The following is a 15,293-nucleotide window of genomic DNA, read 5'->3' on the forward strand; positions in this document are numbered from 1 at the left end:
CTTTTCTATGAGGCACGGCCCCTGGCTACGCGGGGACTTTCTCTGAGTCTCGTCGGCCCCTTCCCCTCAAAGGGTCTTCGTCATAGGGTGAAGTATGGGTACCTGAATAAGAGTCCCATCGCAGCGGCGAGGGGCTTGTACGGTCTCTCCGCACCGCTGCGCAGCTACGGAGAGAAGGAGGACCCCATGACCATGCAGGTCACCTACACCGGCCGCGGCATCACCATCCCGGAGGGATTCCGGGACCACGTCGGAAGCAAACTGGAGAAGATCAGCCAGCTCGCCGACAGGGGCCAACGGCTGGAGGTCAAGGTCTCCAGTGAGAACTCGCATCGCAATGCCGCCGAGACCATCACCGTCGAGCTGACAGTCATCGGCCGCGGCAAGGTGGTCCGGGCTGAAGCTCAGGCTGAGGAGAAGTACGCAGCCTTCGAGATCGCTCTGAACAAAGTCACCGAGCGCTTGCGCCGGGCGCGCGATAAGAAGAAGACCCAGGCACGCACCAACGGTAACCCCCATGCGGTGCCGTCCGTGGGTCAGGCGCTCGCCGGTCTCACTCCCGCGGACCCGGATCGGCCCCTCTACGAACAGGTACTCGACGCCGCCGACGCTCACGACGCGCCGCCGGCCGAGGACGAATGGGCGGATCCCATCCGCATCCGGCGCAAGGTCTTCCCCGCCGAGCCGATGAGCGTCGACGCCGCTGTCGACGCGATGGAACTCGTGGGCCACGACTTCTACCTCTTCATCGACGCCGAGACCGGTCAGCCCTCAGCGGTCTACCGACGTCGCGGGTGGACCTACGGCGTCATCTCTCTGGACCCGGAGAAGAAGGCGGCAAGCGGTGAGACTGAAGAACGCTCTTACCGTCCCTCCAACGGCACGACGCTCTCGCACGTGAACGCCGCATAGCGTCCCAGAAGTCGCAACAGGCCCGGACGCCCCCGGAGAAAAACCCGCTTCACACCCAGGTCTTTCGAAGGGGGCGTCCGTAAGACGTACACTGACTCATGGTTCAGTGTGTCTAGATACCTATTGGAGAACCGGCTGTGCCTACTCTGCTCGAACGAATCCTCAAGACCGGGGACAAGAAGATCCTGAAACGACTGCGCGGCTATGCCGACGCCGTCAATGTCCTTGAGGACGAGTTCAAGGAGCTCAGCGACGCGGAACTCCGCGCCGAGACCGAGCGTTTCAAGGAACGGCTCGACGACGGGGAGTCCCTGGACTCTCTGCTTCCCGAGGCCTTCGCCGCCGTCCGTGAGGCCGCGGGCCGGACCCTGGGGCAGCGCCACTACGATGTCCAGCTCATGGGCGGGGCGGCCCTGCACCTGGGCAATATCGCCGAGATGGGCACCGGTGAGGGCAAGACCCTGGTGGCGACGGCTCCGGCCTACCTCAACGCGCTGACCGGCAAGGGCGTCCACGTCATCACGGTCAATGACTATCTGGCCAAGTACCAGTCCGATCTGATGGGACGCGTCTACCGGTTCCTGGGGCTGAGTGTCGGCACCATCACCAATGACATGCGGCCTGCCGCCCGTCGCGAGGCCTACGCCGCAGACATCACCTACGGCACCAACAATGAGTTCGGCTTCGACTTCCTGCGCGACAACATGGCGCAGTCGCTGGACGACCTCGTCCAGCGCGAGCACCACTACGCGATCATCGATGAGATTGACTCCATCCTCATCGATGAGGCCCGCACCCCGCTGATCATCTCCGGGCAGGCCTCCGGTGACATCTCCCGGTGGTACTCGGACTTCGCCAAGCTGGTCACCCAGCTCAAGCGCGATGAGGACTACGAGGTCGACGAGAAGAAGCGGACCGTCGGCGTCCTTGAGTCGGGAATCGACAAGGTCGAGGATTACCTGGGCATTGAGAACCTCTACGAGACCCAGAACACCACCCTGATTCAGTACCTGAACAATGCGATCCGGGCCAAGGAGCTCTACAAGCGCGACACCGACTATGTGGTGGTGAAGAACGAAGTCCACATCGTCGACGAACACACCGGCCGCATCCTCAAGGGCCGCCGCTACAACGAGGGGCTCCACCAGGCCATCGAGGCCAAGGAGAACGTCCGGATCAAGCCCGAGAACCAGACCCGGGCCACTGTAACCCTGCAGAACTACTTCCGCGGCTACGAGAAGATTTCCGGCATGACCGGCACCGCCGAAACCGAGGCGGCGGAGTTCATGTCCACCTACAAGCTCGGTGTGGTGCCCATTCCGCCAAACCGGCCGCGTCAGCGCATCGACCACAACGACCTGGTCTATAAGAACGAAGTCGTGAAGTTTGACGCCGTTCTGAAGGACATCGTCGCTCGCCACAAGAAGGGCCAGCCCATCCTGGTGGGCACCGAGTCGGTCGAGAAGTCTGAATACCTCTCCAAGTTGCTGGCCAAGGAGGGCATCCGCCACGAAGTCCTCAACGCGAAGAACCACGAGCGTGAGGCTGCGATCGTGGCCCAGGCCGGCCGCAAGGGCGCTGTCACGGTGGCCACGAATATGGCCGGACGCGGCACCGACATCATGCTCGGCGGCAATGCCGAGTTCAACGCCGTCCATGAGATGGAGAAGCTCGGGCTGGATCCCAAGGAGGACGCCGAGGAGTACGAGGCCAAGTGGCCTGAGGTCTTCGCCCGCGCCAAGGAGGAGGCTGAGGCTGAGGGCAAGGAGGTCCGTGAGCTCGGCGGCCTCTACGTGCTGGGCACCGAGCGCCACCAGTCCCGCCGCATCGACAACCAGCTGCGCGGTCGTGCCGGACGCCAGGGCGACCCCGGTGAGTCCCGCTTCTACATCTCCCTGACCGATGACCTCATGCGGCTGTTCAACCAGGCCGCTGCTCAGCGGATCATGAATTCCCCGGCCATGGCTGACGAGATTCCCGTCGAGCACAAGCTGGTCTCCTCGGCGATCGCCAACGCTCAGCAGCAGCGTGAGTCCCAGAACACCGAGACCCGCAAGAACGTGCTGAAGTACGACGACGTCATGAACCGTCAGCGTGAGGCCATCTACTCCGACCGCCGGCGCATTCTCGAGGGCGACGATGTGCACGGTAAGGTGCAGCACTTCATTGAGGACGCTGTGTCCCTGATGATCGACGAGAAAACCACCGCCTCTTCGCCTGAGGACTGGGACCTGGAAGGTCTGTGGGAGGAGCTCAAGGGGCTCTACCCCATCACGCTGGAGATCGAGGATCTTGTGGAGGAGGCCGGCGGGCTGGATCAGCTCTCCGTCAAACTGCTCAAGCGCGAGCTCGTCTCCGATGCGAAGATTGCCTACGAGAAGAAGGAAGAGGAGATCGGGGCGGAGGCTCTGCGGCAGCTTGAGCGCCGCGTGCTGCTGTCAGTGATTGATGACAAGTGGCAGGAGCACCTCTACGAGATGGACTACCTGAAGTCGGGAATCGGTCTGCGCTCGATGGCGCAGCGCGATCCGCTGGTGGAGTACCAGCGCGAGGGCTACCTGCTCTTCCAGACCATGGCTGACGGCATTCGCGAGGACTCCGTGCGGCTGCTCTTCAAGGCCGAGGTGCAGTCTGTGGTGCCGGAGGAGGAGAAGACCTCCCTGCCCGGCGTCAAGGACGGGCGCGTGGCGGTTTCGGGCAAGCAGGTCAAGGTTCCCGGACTGAAGGATTCCCAGGGCTCGAGCCCCGCGGCCACTAACTGATCAGCCCAGTTCTAGGGCAACAACCTGCCAGCGCCGCCTGTGCGCCTGCAGCCGCAGCGCACAGGCCCGGGTGCGGTGGCCGTCGGTGAAGATCACCGCCACCTCCCAGACACCCCGGGCGACGTTGTCTGCCCGCATGCTGCGGACCTCCGCCGGACGAGGCGAGGTCCGCAGTGCCGTTCCCCGCGAATGCTGCACATGCCGGTTACGGGCTATTAGCTCCGCTCGCACCCGCAACCGTTGATGGACATCGAAATGAAGCCAACGTGCCATCTGGTGAACCGGGCGCAGACCTGCCAGTGACTCCACCGCAGCGACGCAGACAATCCGTGAGATCGCCAGAATCTGTCGATGCTCTTCGCGGGAGGTTGCTAACGCGGTCGGCCGTGTCCCATCTCCGTCCTGGGGCGCTGTCGCGCTGAAGTCTGAGCGGGGACGGTCAGGCGCCGCGAGGCGCCGAGCCTCGGCCTCGCGCTGAAGGGTGAACTGGGCGGGTCTGCGTGCCGGTGATGCGACAGTAGCGGTCATGGGTTCTGTCCTTCCGTGATGTCTCGGGGTTAAGGGGCGAGCAGAGCTGGCTGTCTTCACAGGTCACCGTCTCGAGGAGAGGGCGCGTGAAGAAGAGTGCCGGGTTTGAGCAGGGCAGGATCGTCTCCGATGCGCGTCCTGTTGGCCTCCCACCAGCGCGGCCATTCCGCGGCAATTTCCCAGTCGTCGGCGTCAGGCCCCAAGTGATCGGCAGCAATGTCCCACAACGAGTCGCCCGGTCGCACCGTCACGCCGGGGCGGAGGTCATGGGCTTCCCGCTCGGGTGGGCGCAGCCGTGGCGACTCCGCCGGCGGGGGAGTAGGCAGGAACAGGACGCTGCGTGGCTGCTCGGGGCGGGTCTCGTGGGGAGGGCCTGCTGGTCGCCGGGAAGATTCTGTGTGCGGCGCGGGATCGGTGCGGGAGTTCGCGTGATCGATGGTGGGAGGAAGCGCCTGGGCCGCGGCGGGGGCCAGACCGGTCAGTCCCAGTCCCAAGCTCAGCTGAAGTCCCAGGGCTCCTGCTGCCAGCCGGCGCATCGCCTCGGGCGCCATGCGCCGCAGGGCTGTGATCAGCGCCGGTGAGACCTGCACCCGGGAGCTCCTGATGGCCAGTGCCCACAGCAGAGTGCTCAGCAGCCCCAGAAGGGCATACACCGTCAGGCCGATGCCGCACAGGGCCGCGAGCAGCCCCAGGAGGGCGGCATAGGCAGCGGGATCGTTGTGCATCAGGCGCTGCACGCTCTGCAGCAGGGCCGGAAGTGCCCCGGACGTCAGAGATCCGTTGCCTTCCGAAAGGCCGGCGGGGATGAGCGTGGCCCGGACGCACAGCAGCAGCGCCGGGCCTGCTAGGACGAGGGTGAGGCTCACCGCGAGATCACGCAGCATGTCGATTCCGTTCGTTGCCGTTTGATGCTGTTTGATGGCTTCAGAGCATACACAGTGTGAAGTGCTGTGGGAAGAGGTCACGAGAACCGAGCGCTCTGCTGGCATACTGGGCCCATGTCGAGCGCGCGGTGGGAGCACCTCTTCTCGGACTTCGAGGCGCAGTGGGCTGAGGAAAAAATCCAAGCCCTGGAGGCCGAGGCGGTGCAGATGCTGGAGCTTGAACGATCCCGGCACGTGCTGGCTGATCGACTGCGAGCCCACCGAGGGCGTTGCGTACGCCTGCGCGTGCAGGCTGATCTGCGCCTCGAGCTTCAGCTGGTGGGCGTGGGTTCGGACTGGTGCGCTGGTGTGGCGGCAGGAGCCGGTTATGTAGTGCCCCTGCGGAGCCTTCTCACCGCGGAAGGTCTTGGTCCAGGGGTGCGGGAGGAGTCTTCTGCGGCACAGCGCCGCCTCGGGCTCCCTTCGGTGCTGCGGATGCTAGCCGAGGCGGCAGAGCCCGTGGTTCTTCTGGGCGCTGAGGACGAGCTGGGCCGGGGGAGAATCCTCACAGTGGGGCAGGATCATCTTGACCTTCGCAGTGGCTCCGGGGGTACGGTCAGCGTCCCCCTGTCAGGGATATGTGCCGTGCGCGGCAGTGCGGACTTCGCCCTCTGAGGCGTCAGCGCGGCTCGGAGGTCGCCTGCGGGGCTGAGCGCTCAGCCCGGGCTGCCCGCTGGGCTGCGTACTGACGCTCGATGTACTCGTCGAGCTTGGCTTCCTCGACCCGCCACTGGCCACGCCCACCGATCTGAATGCCCTCAAGCTCTCCGGATTTGATGAGCGCGCGGGTCTGCGACATAGAGATGCTCAGAGCCTCGGCCACATCGGGGAGGGTGAGGAACTTACGCATGACATCTCCTTGAGGGGACAGTCGTGTCAAAAGGTCGCGTTTGATGTCGATCGTTTCCATTGTGGCATCGCCGGGTGAGTGGGCCAAGCTCCGTTCTCCACAGGACCCAGAGGTTCTTCCCAGCCGGTGGGCCTTCTACTACTGTGACTCTCACGGAGGACACGTGGGAGTGGAGTCATGTCAACGAGGACATCCATGCGCCGGAACGGGAGCCCGGCCGAGAGGAACAGTGCTGGTGGACCGGCTGAATCAGAGGCGGACCAGACGGCCGTGCGCCTGCGCCGTCCGTCTTGGAGGGACCCGCGGCTGCTGCTAGGCCTGCTGATCACCGCGGTATCAGTGGCCGGGGTCGTGGCGTTGGTTTCCGCACAAGACCGTACGATCCCGGTCTATGCTGCCGACCGCGCCCTCTCGGTGGGGGACCCGCTCACTGATCAGGACCTTCGTGTCGTCCACATTCGCTACCAGGACGGCGCCTCGCACTACCTCTCCGCAGAGGAGGGTCTGCCCGAGGACGTGGAGGTCGTCACATTCATCGGCGAGGGTGAGCTGCTTCCGCGGCGTGCGGTGGCTTCCGCCGACGCCTCGGGCCGGCAGGCCGTCACGGTACAGGTTGATCATCCTCTGGCGGGGGCGGTGAAACCCGGTCGCCTCGTCGACGTCTGGGCCACCTCTGCCGCGGTGCTTGACGAGGAGTCGCCTGAGGTCCGGCGTGCCGCTGAGCGTGCCGAAGTCATCGATATCCGTGAAGACACCTCGGCGTTCGGAGCCGCTCACGCGGTCACAGTCGAAATGCTGGTGGAGCCGGCGGAGATCCCTGATCTTCTGGCCACCATGGGTTCAGGTGCTGCACTGTCTGTGCTGCCGGCCGGGGCGGAGCTGCCCTCTTCCGAACCCACCCAGGATGCCGCTCCCTCGGCTGCGCCATGAGCATGCACTACTGCTCCGTCGTCACCACGGGTCAGCTCGCTCGGGACCACGTGGCGGCGCTGGAGAGTCTGCACAGTCGCGTCACCGTGGATCGCCGCTGCGAGGACCTGGCGGAGTTGGTTGCTGTGGCGGCGGCGATCCGGGCCGACGCGGCGCTCATCGTCGGCGGTACGGAGGCGCTCGCTGACACCCTGCTCTCTGAGCTGCGCGGCCGAGGCACCCATGTGGTCATCGTGTCTGATGTCGCCGCGGAGCGGGCACGGCTGAGCCGACTGGGGGCAGTCTGCTTCGACGACGACGTCGATCCCGCCCGGCTCGCCCGTGCGCTGGAGGAGGGACGGGACATCCCCGGCCCTCCGATGGTCGCCGAAGGTGTGGAATTGTCCTCCTTTCCCTCGCCGGTGGTCCAGGACTGGCCGAGTACACCGACCGCCGAGGCGTCGGCCCCGGAGGCTTATGTCATCTCCGGCACCGATTCGGCACCCCCGCAGGGCCCGGAGGACATCACTGAGGCTGAGACCTCCGGTGAGTCCGTGCCCTTGCAGGGCTTGACCTGCGTGTGGGGGTCTCACGGCAGTCCCGGGCGCACCACCGTAGCCGTGAACCTCGCGGCCGAGCTGGCACTCTCCGGAGCGCGGGTGCTGCTGATCGACGCCGACACCACCGCTGCGGCAGTGGCCGTCCATCTGGGGTTGCTGGATGAGACGGCCGGACTGGCGCAGGCATGCCGTTTCGCCGAGATGGGAACGCTGGACCATGCGGCTTTGGCGAGAAGCGCCATCACGGTGGAGACCGCAGGAGCCGCCTGGGACGTGCTGACCGGCCTGCCCCGAGCCGACCGCTGGGCCCAGCTGCGCCCGCGAGGCATAGAGCGAGTCCTGAAGCTGGCAGCCATACACTACGATTGCGTCCTCATCGACGTCGCCGCCAGTATCGAGTCGGAGGAGACGGGGTTCGACGTCCTCGCCCCGCAGCGACACGGCGCGACGCTGAGCGCCCTGCGCAGCGCTGACCGGACGCTGACGGTCGGAGCGGCGGACCCGGTGAGCTTCTCACGCCTGGTCAAAGCTCTGGAGGAGCACCGCGAGCGGCTCCCCGATGCGGTGACCCCGGAGTTGATCATCAATCAGGTGCGCCGCACCGTCGTGGGACGATCTCCCCGCGATCAGCTGCGGCAGGCATGGGAGCAGCTGCAGGGCCGCGGACGGATCGGGCACTTCCTGTCGTGGGATCAGGCCGCATGCGATACCGCGCTCCTGAAGGGACAGGTCCTTGCCGAAGCGGCTCCGCAATCGGTCCTTCGCCGTGAGATCGCGCAGCTTGCCGGGATCGTCATCCCCTCCCGGCGGCGGAGGCTGGCGTCCGGCGGGAGAACAGGCCGACGCAGCCGGCGCATCAGCGGTGAGCGTGCTAGTCCCCGCACTGAGGGAAAGATAGGCTGAAGCATGACCAGGTCGGAAAGTTCCGGCCGTCGGCGACTGCGATTCGGAGAGTGACACACGTGACCGCTGAGACTCTGCTGTGGACCGTTCGGGACGCTGATTCCGTGGACCGGCTCGCTGAGTCCTATTACGCGCACATCGCCCACGAAGACCTCTGGCAAGTGGGTCGGGACCACCAGCTCGACCGGGTCCAGCAGCACGCCCAGCTGGCCAGGAGTCGCTCCCAGGGCGAGCCGGCCGTGTCCGTCGTGACGGTCGGGCATCGCAGCATCGTCGAGGTCGTCACCGATGACATGCCCTACCTGGTCGACTCGGTCACCGCAGAGATCACCCGCTGCGGGCACGCGATCTCCCTGGTGGTGCACCCGATCTTCCTGACCTCCAGGGACCCGCAGAGCTATGAGCTCAAAGAGGTGAAGGAGCTGCCCACCGAGACCCGGGCGCTTTCCTCCGGCGACACCCAGACCCTGCCCTCGCTGGCTGCGCTGATCAGCGACTCTGACCGGACCCAGATCGAATCCTGGATCGCGGTGGAGCTGGACCGCGTCATCACCGAGGAGCAGGCCAGCACACTAGCGGAGGGAATCCGCAGCATCCTCGTCGACGTCGAGGCCAGCAACCGTGACCAGGCCGCGATGATCGAGCAGGTCCGCACCGCCGCCGCCGGTCTGCGCCGGACCACCGGGCTGCCGGAGATCAATGAATCCTCCGAGCTGCTGGAATGGATGGGCGAGGGCAACTTCCTCTTCCTGGGATCCAGGGACTACGAGATCACCGACGACGACGGCGCCTCCCACCTGGAACCGGTGCCCGGCACCGGGCTGGGCATTCTTTCGGACGTGAACGGCGTCCCTGTACCCAAGCGCGCCTCAGAGCTCTCTGACCCGAGCCGAGAGCGGGCGCGCGGGCTTAAGCCCCTGGTCATCACCAAAGCCGACTCCCGCTCGACCGTTCGGCGGCGGACCTACATGGACTACGTCGCGGTCAAGACGTTCTCGGAGGACGGCACCGTCACCGGTGAGCGACGCTTCCTGGGACTCTTCAGCGAGCGCGCCTACACCCAGTCGATCTCCACCATCCCGCTGCTTCGGGCCCGCTCCAAGCAGCTGCTGGCGCGTTCGGGTTTCACCGCCGACTCGCACTCCGGCAACGACCTCCTCCAGATCCTGGAGACCTACCCGCGCAATGAGCTGCTGCAGATGGACATCGAGGAGATCGAAGCCGTCACCTGGCAGATCCTGCAGCTGCAGGAACGCCGTCGCGTCAAGCTCTTCCTGCGGGAGGACCACTACGGGCGCTTCATGACCGCGCTGGTCTATCTCCCGCGTGACCGCTACAACACCGCCGTACGTCGCCGGGTGGAGTCCGAGTTGCTGACCCATATCGACGCTGAATCCATCGACTTCACCGTGCGGTTGTCGGATTCCGTTCTGGCCAGGGTGTTCTTCCGCATGCGGCTCAAGGAGGACGCCGGCGAGCCCTCCATCGCTGAGGATGAGCTGGAGGCCCGACTCACCCGAGCCATCCGCTCCTGGGGCGAGGGCATCGCCCAAGAGGCCGCGGAGCGGTATTCCACCGGTCATGCCGACCACATCGCCCGCCGGTGGGGAGAGGCCTTCCCCGATGACTACCGGGTCCTCTACGAGGTGCCCGACGCCCTTCACGACGCCGCTGAGTTCGAAACTCTGGAGGCGGTGCCCGAGGCCGGTCCGCGCCTGTACTTCTACCCGCCGCGCGGAGGGGAGGATGCCGCGCATATGCGCCTGAAGCTCTACCTCACTGAGCCCAAGACGCTGACCGATACGCTCCCGATCATCGACGACTTCGGACTCACCGTTCTGGATGAGCGCTCCTATGCCATCCGTGCTGCAGACGGAGCCACTTTCCACCTCTACGACCTCGGCCTGTGCTACCCCTCTGACGTTGACCCGCACACCACGATCGACCTCCTGAAGGAGGCGTATTTGGATGTGCTCACCGGGCGCAGCGAGGCCGATGTCTTCTCGCGACTGGTCCTTCGCCTTCGGCTCTCCAGCCGGAAGGTCACCGTGCTGCGCGCCTATGCCAAGTACATGCGCCAGCTGGGCAGCTCCCACTCCTATGACTTCCTCGCCGAGGCGCTGCTGTCCAACCCCGCGGTGGCCAGCGGACTGGTCGACTACTTCACCGCGAAGTTCTCTCCGGAGATCGAGCAGGGACGCGAGGAGTCCATGCGGGCCTGCCGTACGCGGGTGACCGAGGCCCTGGAAGACGTCTCCACGCTCGACGCCGACCGCGTGCTCTCCACGCTGCTGAACCTCATCGATGCCACCGACCGCACCAACCTCTACCAGGGACGGGAGTGGGTTTCCTTCAAGCTGCGACCGGCGAGTATCGACGCAGCTCCGCAGCCGCGTCCGGCACATGAGATCTGGGTCTACTCCCCGGCCGTGGAGGGGACCCATCTGCGGTTCGACGCGATTGCCCGCGGCGGTCTGCGCTGGTCGGACCGGCAGGAGGACTTCCGCACCGAGGTGCTAGGACTGGTGAAGGCGCAGATGGCCAAGAACGCGGTCATCGTGCCCTCCGGTGCCAAGGGCGGGTTCTTCGCCAAGCAGCTCCCCAACCCCCGTGAGGACCGCGGCGCCTGGTTTGAGGCAGGCCGCGAGGCGTACAAGATCTTCATCCGCGCGCTTCTGGATGTCACGGATAACCAGATCGAGGGCGAGGAGGGCATCGAGATCATCCCACCCGAGGATGTGGTGCGCCACGACGGCGACGACGCCTACCTCGTGGTCGCTGCGGACAAGGGCACCGCAACGTTCTCGGACACCGCCAACGCCATCAGCAAGGAGTACGGCCACTGGCTGGGCGACGCCTTCGCCTCCGGAGGATCGGTCGGCTACGACCACAAGGCCATGGGCATCACCGCTCGCGGCGCCTGGGAGTCGGTGAAATCCCATTTCGCCGAGATGGGGCAGGACACCCAGAGCGAGGACTTTACCGTGGTCGGGATCGGGGACATGGGCGGAGACGTCTTCGGCAACGGGATGCTGCTCTCCGAGCACATCCGGCTGGTGGCGGCATTCAACCACCTGCACATCTTCATCGATCCCGACCCCGACGCCGCGGCCTCCTTCGCCGAGCGGCAGCGACTCTTCACCGCCGAGCGTTCCGGCTGGGACGCCTACGACCCCGAGCTGATCTCGGAGGGAGGCGGGGTCTTCCCCCGTAGCGCGCGCAGCATCGAGATCACGCCCCAGATGCGTGAGCGCTTCGACCTGCCCGCCGAGGTGGAGCAGCTGACTCCGCCCGAGCTCATCCGGGCCCTGCTGAAGTCCCCGGTGGACCTGCTCTACAACGGCGGCATCGGCACCTATGTCAAGGCGGCACATGAGACGCACGAGGAGGTCGGAGACCGCGCCAACAACGGCATCCGGATCAACGGCACAGAGGTGCGTGCCCGCGTGATCGGCGAGGGCGGAAACCTCGGACTCACCCAGGCCGGGCGTATCGAGGCCGCTCAGCACGGCGTGCGGCTGAACACCGACGCGATCGACAACTCCGCCGGTGTGGACTGCTCCGATCACGAGGTCAATATCAAGATTCTGCTGGACCGGCTCATCTCCTCCGGCCACCTCGCGGAGAACGACCGGACTGACCTGCTGAAAGAAATGACCGAGGAGGTCGCCGAACTGGTCCTGCAGACCAATCGAGATCAGAACGTCCTGCTGCTGGCCGACCGGCAGCGGCTGAACCAGTGGTCTCCCAGCTTCGGGCGCCTCATTGATTGGCTCGAAGACACCGCGGGCTTGGATCGTCGGCTTGAGGTGCTGCCTACCGGAGAGCAGATTGCGCAGCGGACCCAGGAGGGCGTCGCCCCGCTGACCTCACCGGAACTGTCTGTGCTCGCGGCCTACTCCAAGATTCAGCTCAAGGGCGCGTTGGCCGCCTCCGAGCTACCCTCAGACGAGTGGTTCTCACAGGTCCTGGAAGAATACTTCCCCTCGCGAATCACCCGGGACTACAGCGCTGAGCTGCACCGGCACCCCCTGGCGCACCAGATCATCGCCACGGTGCTGGCCAACGACACCATCAACATGGGCGGAGCCACCTTCGTCTTCCGCACCATGGAGGAGACCTTCGCCTCCGAGGATCAGGTGGTGCGAGCCTTCGTCGTGGCCCGAGAGGTCTTCCGCCTGGATGAGTTCGACGCCGCCATGAGGGCTCTTCCTGTGAGTTTCCCGCGGGAGAAGTGGGCCGCCATGTACGTCGATATGCGACGGCTGCTGGACCGCGCGGTGCGGTGGTTGCTGCAGCAGGATCACCCAGGGGAGACCATCGCTGAGGAGATTCAGCGCTACCGCTCCCACATCGATCCGCTCTACCGCGACCTCGAGCCTTACCTGCAGGGCGAGAACAGCCAAGCTGTGGCCCAGCGGCGGGCCGAGCTGGCCGAGCACGGTCTGCCCCAGGAGCTCTCCGACTGGTACTCCCAGCTCTTCGAAAGCTTCTCCCTGCTTGATGTGGCCTCTCTGGCCGAGGAACTGCGGGAGGACTCCGAGGAGATCGCCGGGGTCTACTACGCCGTCTACGCAGACTTCGGCGTGGACACGCTGCTGGAGCGCATCGCTGCGCTTCCGCGGCGTGACAAGTGGCAGGCTCTGGCCCGCGGCGCCCAGCGCGAAGAGCTCTACGCCGCGGCCAAAGAGATCACCGAGTCCGTGCTGCGCACCACCGAACCGGCACCCGCCCATGAGCGCCTGCAGGCATGGAAGGACGCCCATGCGCAGCGACTGGATCGCAGTCGCCGTCTCTTCGAGGAGCTCGCGGCCAAGGGCGGCGACGACATCGCCTCGCTGACGGTGCTCCTGCGCCAGCTGCGCGGACTCATCAGCGCCTAAACGATCGGCAAGGGGAGCATCACCTACATGGCTGTCTTCAGTGATCGTCTCGACGCCCATCCGCACCTGAGCCGGGGCGATGTGGAGTGGCTGCACGCCCTGGTGGGGGATTGGCAGATGCTCTCGGACTTAGCCTTCTCCGACCTGGTGCTGTGGTTCCCCCACACGGTGGAGGGCTTCGTCAGTGCTGAGGCCCGCTCCTATGTGGCGCTGGCTCAAGCCCGTCCCTCCACCACACAGACGCTTATTCACCGCGACGTCGTCGGGGACAGGATCCGGGCGGATCTGAAGCCCATGGTGGAGCGGGCGTGGGTCTCCAAAGTTGAGACGAACTCCTCCGACCAGGGGCAGCCGTCTCCGGCGAAGATGCGGGTCACCGCCATTCCCCTCACCCGCCGGGGACGAACCGTTGCGGTAATCACCCTGCATTTCTCCGTGGCAGCGCTGCGGACGCCTTCACGCCTGGAGCTGACCTACCGGCGCTGCGCACAAGACCTGCTGGTCATGGCTTCGAAGGGCCTCTGGCCCGATGCTTCCCAGGAGTTCACCGGCTATTCCGGAGCTCCACGCATCGGTGACGGCCTGCTTCGGCTGGACCTGGAGGGCAAGATCACCTTCGCCAGTCCCAATGCGGTCTCTGCTTTGTCGCGGCTCGGGGTCGCCGACACCTTGGAAGGCCGCTCGCTGGCCGGAATCGGTGCCGAGCTGCAGCGAGCCACTGGTGTGGTGGTCGACGAGTCCCAGCCCCTCATGCTCACCGGACGGCGTGCCATGCGAGCCGAGCTGGAGGCGCATGGCGCAGCGGTGACGCTGCGCTCGATCCCGCTCTACCGCAACGGGGAGCGCTTCGCTGCGCTTGTGCTGTGCCGTGACGTCACGGAGCTGCGACGGCGTGAGAAGCAGCTCATGAGCAAGGACGCCACCATCAAGGAGATTCACCACCGGGTGAAGAACAATCTCCAGACGGTCTCGGCGCTGCTGAGGATGCAGAGTCGGCGTATGGACTCCGAGGAAGGCCGGGAAGGGCTCCGCCGGGCCATGCGGCGTGTGGAGACCATCGCGATGGTTCACGACTCGCTCTCACAGGGCCTGGAGGAGACCGTCGACGTCGACGAGCTGATGCGTCGTCAGCTGCGGCTGGCTGCGGAGATGGCGCAGTCTGATCGCAGGATCATCACCGAGCTCCACGGCAGCTTCGGCCAACTGCCTCCGGACATGGTCACGCCGCTGGCGCTGGTGATCACGGAGATCGTGGCCAATGCGGTCGAACACGGTTTCAGCGAAGACCCTGAGCACCGCCAGCTCACGGTCATCATGACCGTGCACCGCCACACCGACGCCGCGGGACGTCAGCGCCTGGATGTGGAGCTCACCGACGACGGCGTGGGCCTTCCGGAGGGGGACTGGGAGCCGGGGCTGGGTCTGCAGATCGTCAAGACTCTCGTCCGAGGGGAACTCTCCGGGTCCATCGAATGGCAGCCCGGGGACGCCGAGGCGGAACGCGTCGGCACACGAGTGGTGCTGCGCGCCCCCATCCTGAGTTAGGCGTGCCCGTGCGCTTTATCCCGAGGTCGTCGACTCCCAGGATCGCTCAGTCCACGGGCGGATACGAGAAGGTCCCGGCGGCGAACCGTGAGGCTCACCACCGGGACCCGGGGAAGTGTCTAGTGTGCGCCAGTCTCAGCTGGCGCGGCGAGCGCGTGCGGCACGCCGCTTCAGGGCGCGTCGCTCGTCCTCACTCATGCCGCCCCAGACGCCGGCATCCTGGCCGGTGTCGAGTGCCCACTGCAGGCAGGTGTCCATCACGGGGCACCGCCGGCAGACGCTCTTTGCTTCTTCGATCTGCAGCAGGGCGGGTCCGGTGTTGCCGACGGGGAAGAACAGCTCCGGATCCTTGTCCAAACATGCTGCTCGGCTGCGCCAATCCATTGCGGATCACTACTCCTTGGTGCCGCGGCGGCAGGGACCGCCAAGGCTGCTGTCTTGGGTGTATGTCGGGGAGGCTACCGAGAAATACCGGTGCGGGTGCTGCTCAGCGTCTTAGCGTGCTGCGGCCCGTCAAC

At 65.8% G+C, this 15,293-nt stretch carries 11 protein-coding genes; 7 read left to right on the plus strand and 4 right to left on the minus strand.

Annotated elements, in window-relative coordinates; translation table 11 throughout:
- Positions 1 to 186 precede the first annotated feature (186 nt).
- Positions 187 to 912, plus strand: coding sequence for a ribosome hibernation-promoting factor, HPF/YfiA family (gene hpf / locus RH857_RS02615; protein WP_310536421.1), 726 nt, complete (start codon positions 187 to 189; stop codon positions 910 to 912).
- Positions 913 to 1,049: 137 nt separating this feature from the next.
- Positions 1,050 to 3,674, plus strand: a complete 2,625-nt coding sequence (gene secA / locus RH857_RS02620) for a preprotein translocase subunit SecA (RefSeq protein WP_310536422.1) — start codon at positions 1,050 to 1,052, stop codon at positions 3,672 to 3,674.
- On the opposite strand, the gene RH857_RS02625 is transcribed toward secA, so the two are convergent.
- A complete protein-coding gene (locus RH857_RS02625; protein WP_310536423.1) occupies positions 3,675 to 4,202 on the minus strand; it encodes an Rv3235 family protein in 528 nt (175 codons plus the stop codon).
- Between the two features lie 56 nt (positions 4,203 to 4,258).
- A complete protein-coding gene (locus RH857_RS02630) occupies positions 4,259 to 5,086 on the minus strand; it encodes a LysM peptidoglycan-binding domain-containing protein (RefSeq protein ID WP_310536424.1) in 828 nt (275 codons plus the stop codon).
- Positions 5,087 to 5,200: 114 nt separating this feature from the next.
- Between RH857_RS02630 and RH857_RS02635 the strand changes: the two genes are divergently transcribed.
- Complete coding sequence (locus RH857_RS02635) at positions 5,201 to 5,740, plus strand: hypothetical protein (protein ID WP_310536425.1); 540 nt, start codon at positions 5,201 to 5,203, stop codon at positions 5,738 to 5,740.
- A 4-nt stretch (positions 5,741 to 5,744) separates the two neighbouring features.
- On the opposite strand, the gene RH857_RS02640 is transcribed toward RH857_RS02635, so the two are convergent.
- Positions 5,745 to 5,975 (minus strand): helix-turn-helix domain-containing protein, encoded by a 231-nt coding sequence (locus RH857_RS02640; RefSeq protein WP_310536426.1) that lies wholly within the window; start codon positions 5,973 to 5,975, stop codon positions 5,745 to 5,747.
- 177 nt (positions 5,976 to 6,152) lie between these two features.
- On the opposite strand from RH857_RS02640, the gene RH857_RS02645 reads away from it, so the two are divergent.
- Genes RH857_RS02645 through RH857_RS02660 form a run of 4 tightly spaced genes read left to right on the plus strand, consistent with a single transcriptional unit; the run spans position 6,153 to position 14,775 of the window.
- Positions 6,153 to 6,905, plus strand: coding sequence for a CpaB family protein (locus tag RH857_RS02645; protein WP_310536427.1), 753 nt, complete (start codon positions 6,153 to 6,155; stop codon positions 6,903 to 6,905).
- Complete coding sequence (locus RH857_RS02650) at positions 6,902 to 8,347, plus strand: CpaE/TadZ family protein (RefSeq protein ID WP_310536428.1); 1,446 nt, start codon at positions 6,902 to 6,904, stop codon at positions 8,345 to 8,347. The genes RH857_RS02645 and RH857_RS02650 overlap by 4 nt, the downstream gene beginning before the upstream one ends.
- Before the next feature lie 59 nt (positions 8,348 to 8,406).
- Positions 8,407 to 13,230, plus strand: coding sequence for an NAD-glutamate dehydrogenase (locus RH857_RS02655; RefSeq protein ID WP_310536429.1), 4,824 nt, complete (start codon positions 8,407 to 8,409; stop codon positions 13,228 to 13,230).
- A gap of 27 nt (positions 13,231 to 13,257) precedes the next feature.
- Entirely contained in the window at positions 13,258 to 14,775 is a 1,518-nt protein-coding gene (locus RH857_RS02660) for a sensor histidine kinase (protein WP_310536430.1), read from the plus strand.
- A 135-nt stretch (positions 14,776 to 14,910) separates the two neighbouring features.
- On the opposite strand, the gene RH857_RS02665 is transcribed toward RH857_RS02660, so the two are convergent.
- Positions 14,911 to 15,159, minus strand: coding sequence for a WhiB family transcriptional regulator (locus RH857_RS02665; RefSeq protein ID WP_028463811.1), 249 nt, complete (start codon positions 15,157 to 15,159; stop codon positions 14,911 to 14,913).
- Between the last annotated feature and the right edge of the window lie 134 nt (positions 15,160 to 15,293).

It is taken from the genome of Nesterenkonia flava, from assembly GCF_031432335.1.
In the GTDB taxonomy this organism is placed as follows: Bacteria; Actinomycetota; Actinomycetes; order Actinomycetales; family Micrococcaceae; genus Nesterenkonia; species Nesterenkonia flava.

Bases quoted from the DNA above. Each gene is read 5' to 3' on its own strand.
- hpf (WP_310536421.1), top strand. From the start codon at position 187: ATGACCATGCAGGTCACCTACACCGGCCGCGGCATCACCATCCCGGAG.
- RH857_RS02625 (WP_310536423.1), bottom strand. From the start codon at position 4,202: ATGACCGCTACTGTCGCATCACCGGCACGCAGACCCGCCCAGTTCACC.
- RH857_RS02630 (WP_310536424.1), bottom strand. From the start codon at position 5,086: ATGCTGCGTGATCTCGCGGTGAGCCTCACCCTCGTCCTAGCAGGCCCG.
- RH857_RS02635 (WP_310536425.1), top strand. From the start codon at position 5,201: ATGTCGAGCGCGCGGTGGGAGCACCTCTTCTCGGACTTCGAGGCGCAG.
- RH857_RS02640 (WP_310536426.1), bottom strand. From the start codon at position 5,975: ATGCGTAAGTTCCTCACCCTCCCCGATGTGGCCGAGGCTCTGAGCATC.
- RH857_RS02645 (WP_310536427.1), top strand. From the start codon at position 6,153: ATGTCAACGAGGACATCCATGCGCCGGAACGGGAGCCCGGCCGAGAGG.
- RH857_RS02650 (WP_310536428.1), top strand. From the start codon at position 6,902: ATGAGCATGCACTACTGCTCCGTCGTCACCACGGGTCAGCTCGCTCGG.
- RH857_RS02660 (WP_310536430.1), top strand. From the start codon at position 13,258: ATGGCTGTCTTCAGTGATCGTCTCGACGCCCATCCGCACCTGAGCCGG.
- RH857_RS02665 (WP_028463811.1), bottom strand. From the start codon at position 15,159: ATGGATTGGCGCAGCCGAGCAGCATGTTTGGACAAGGATCCGGAGCTG.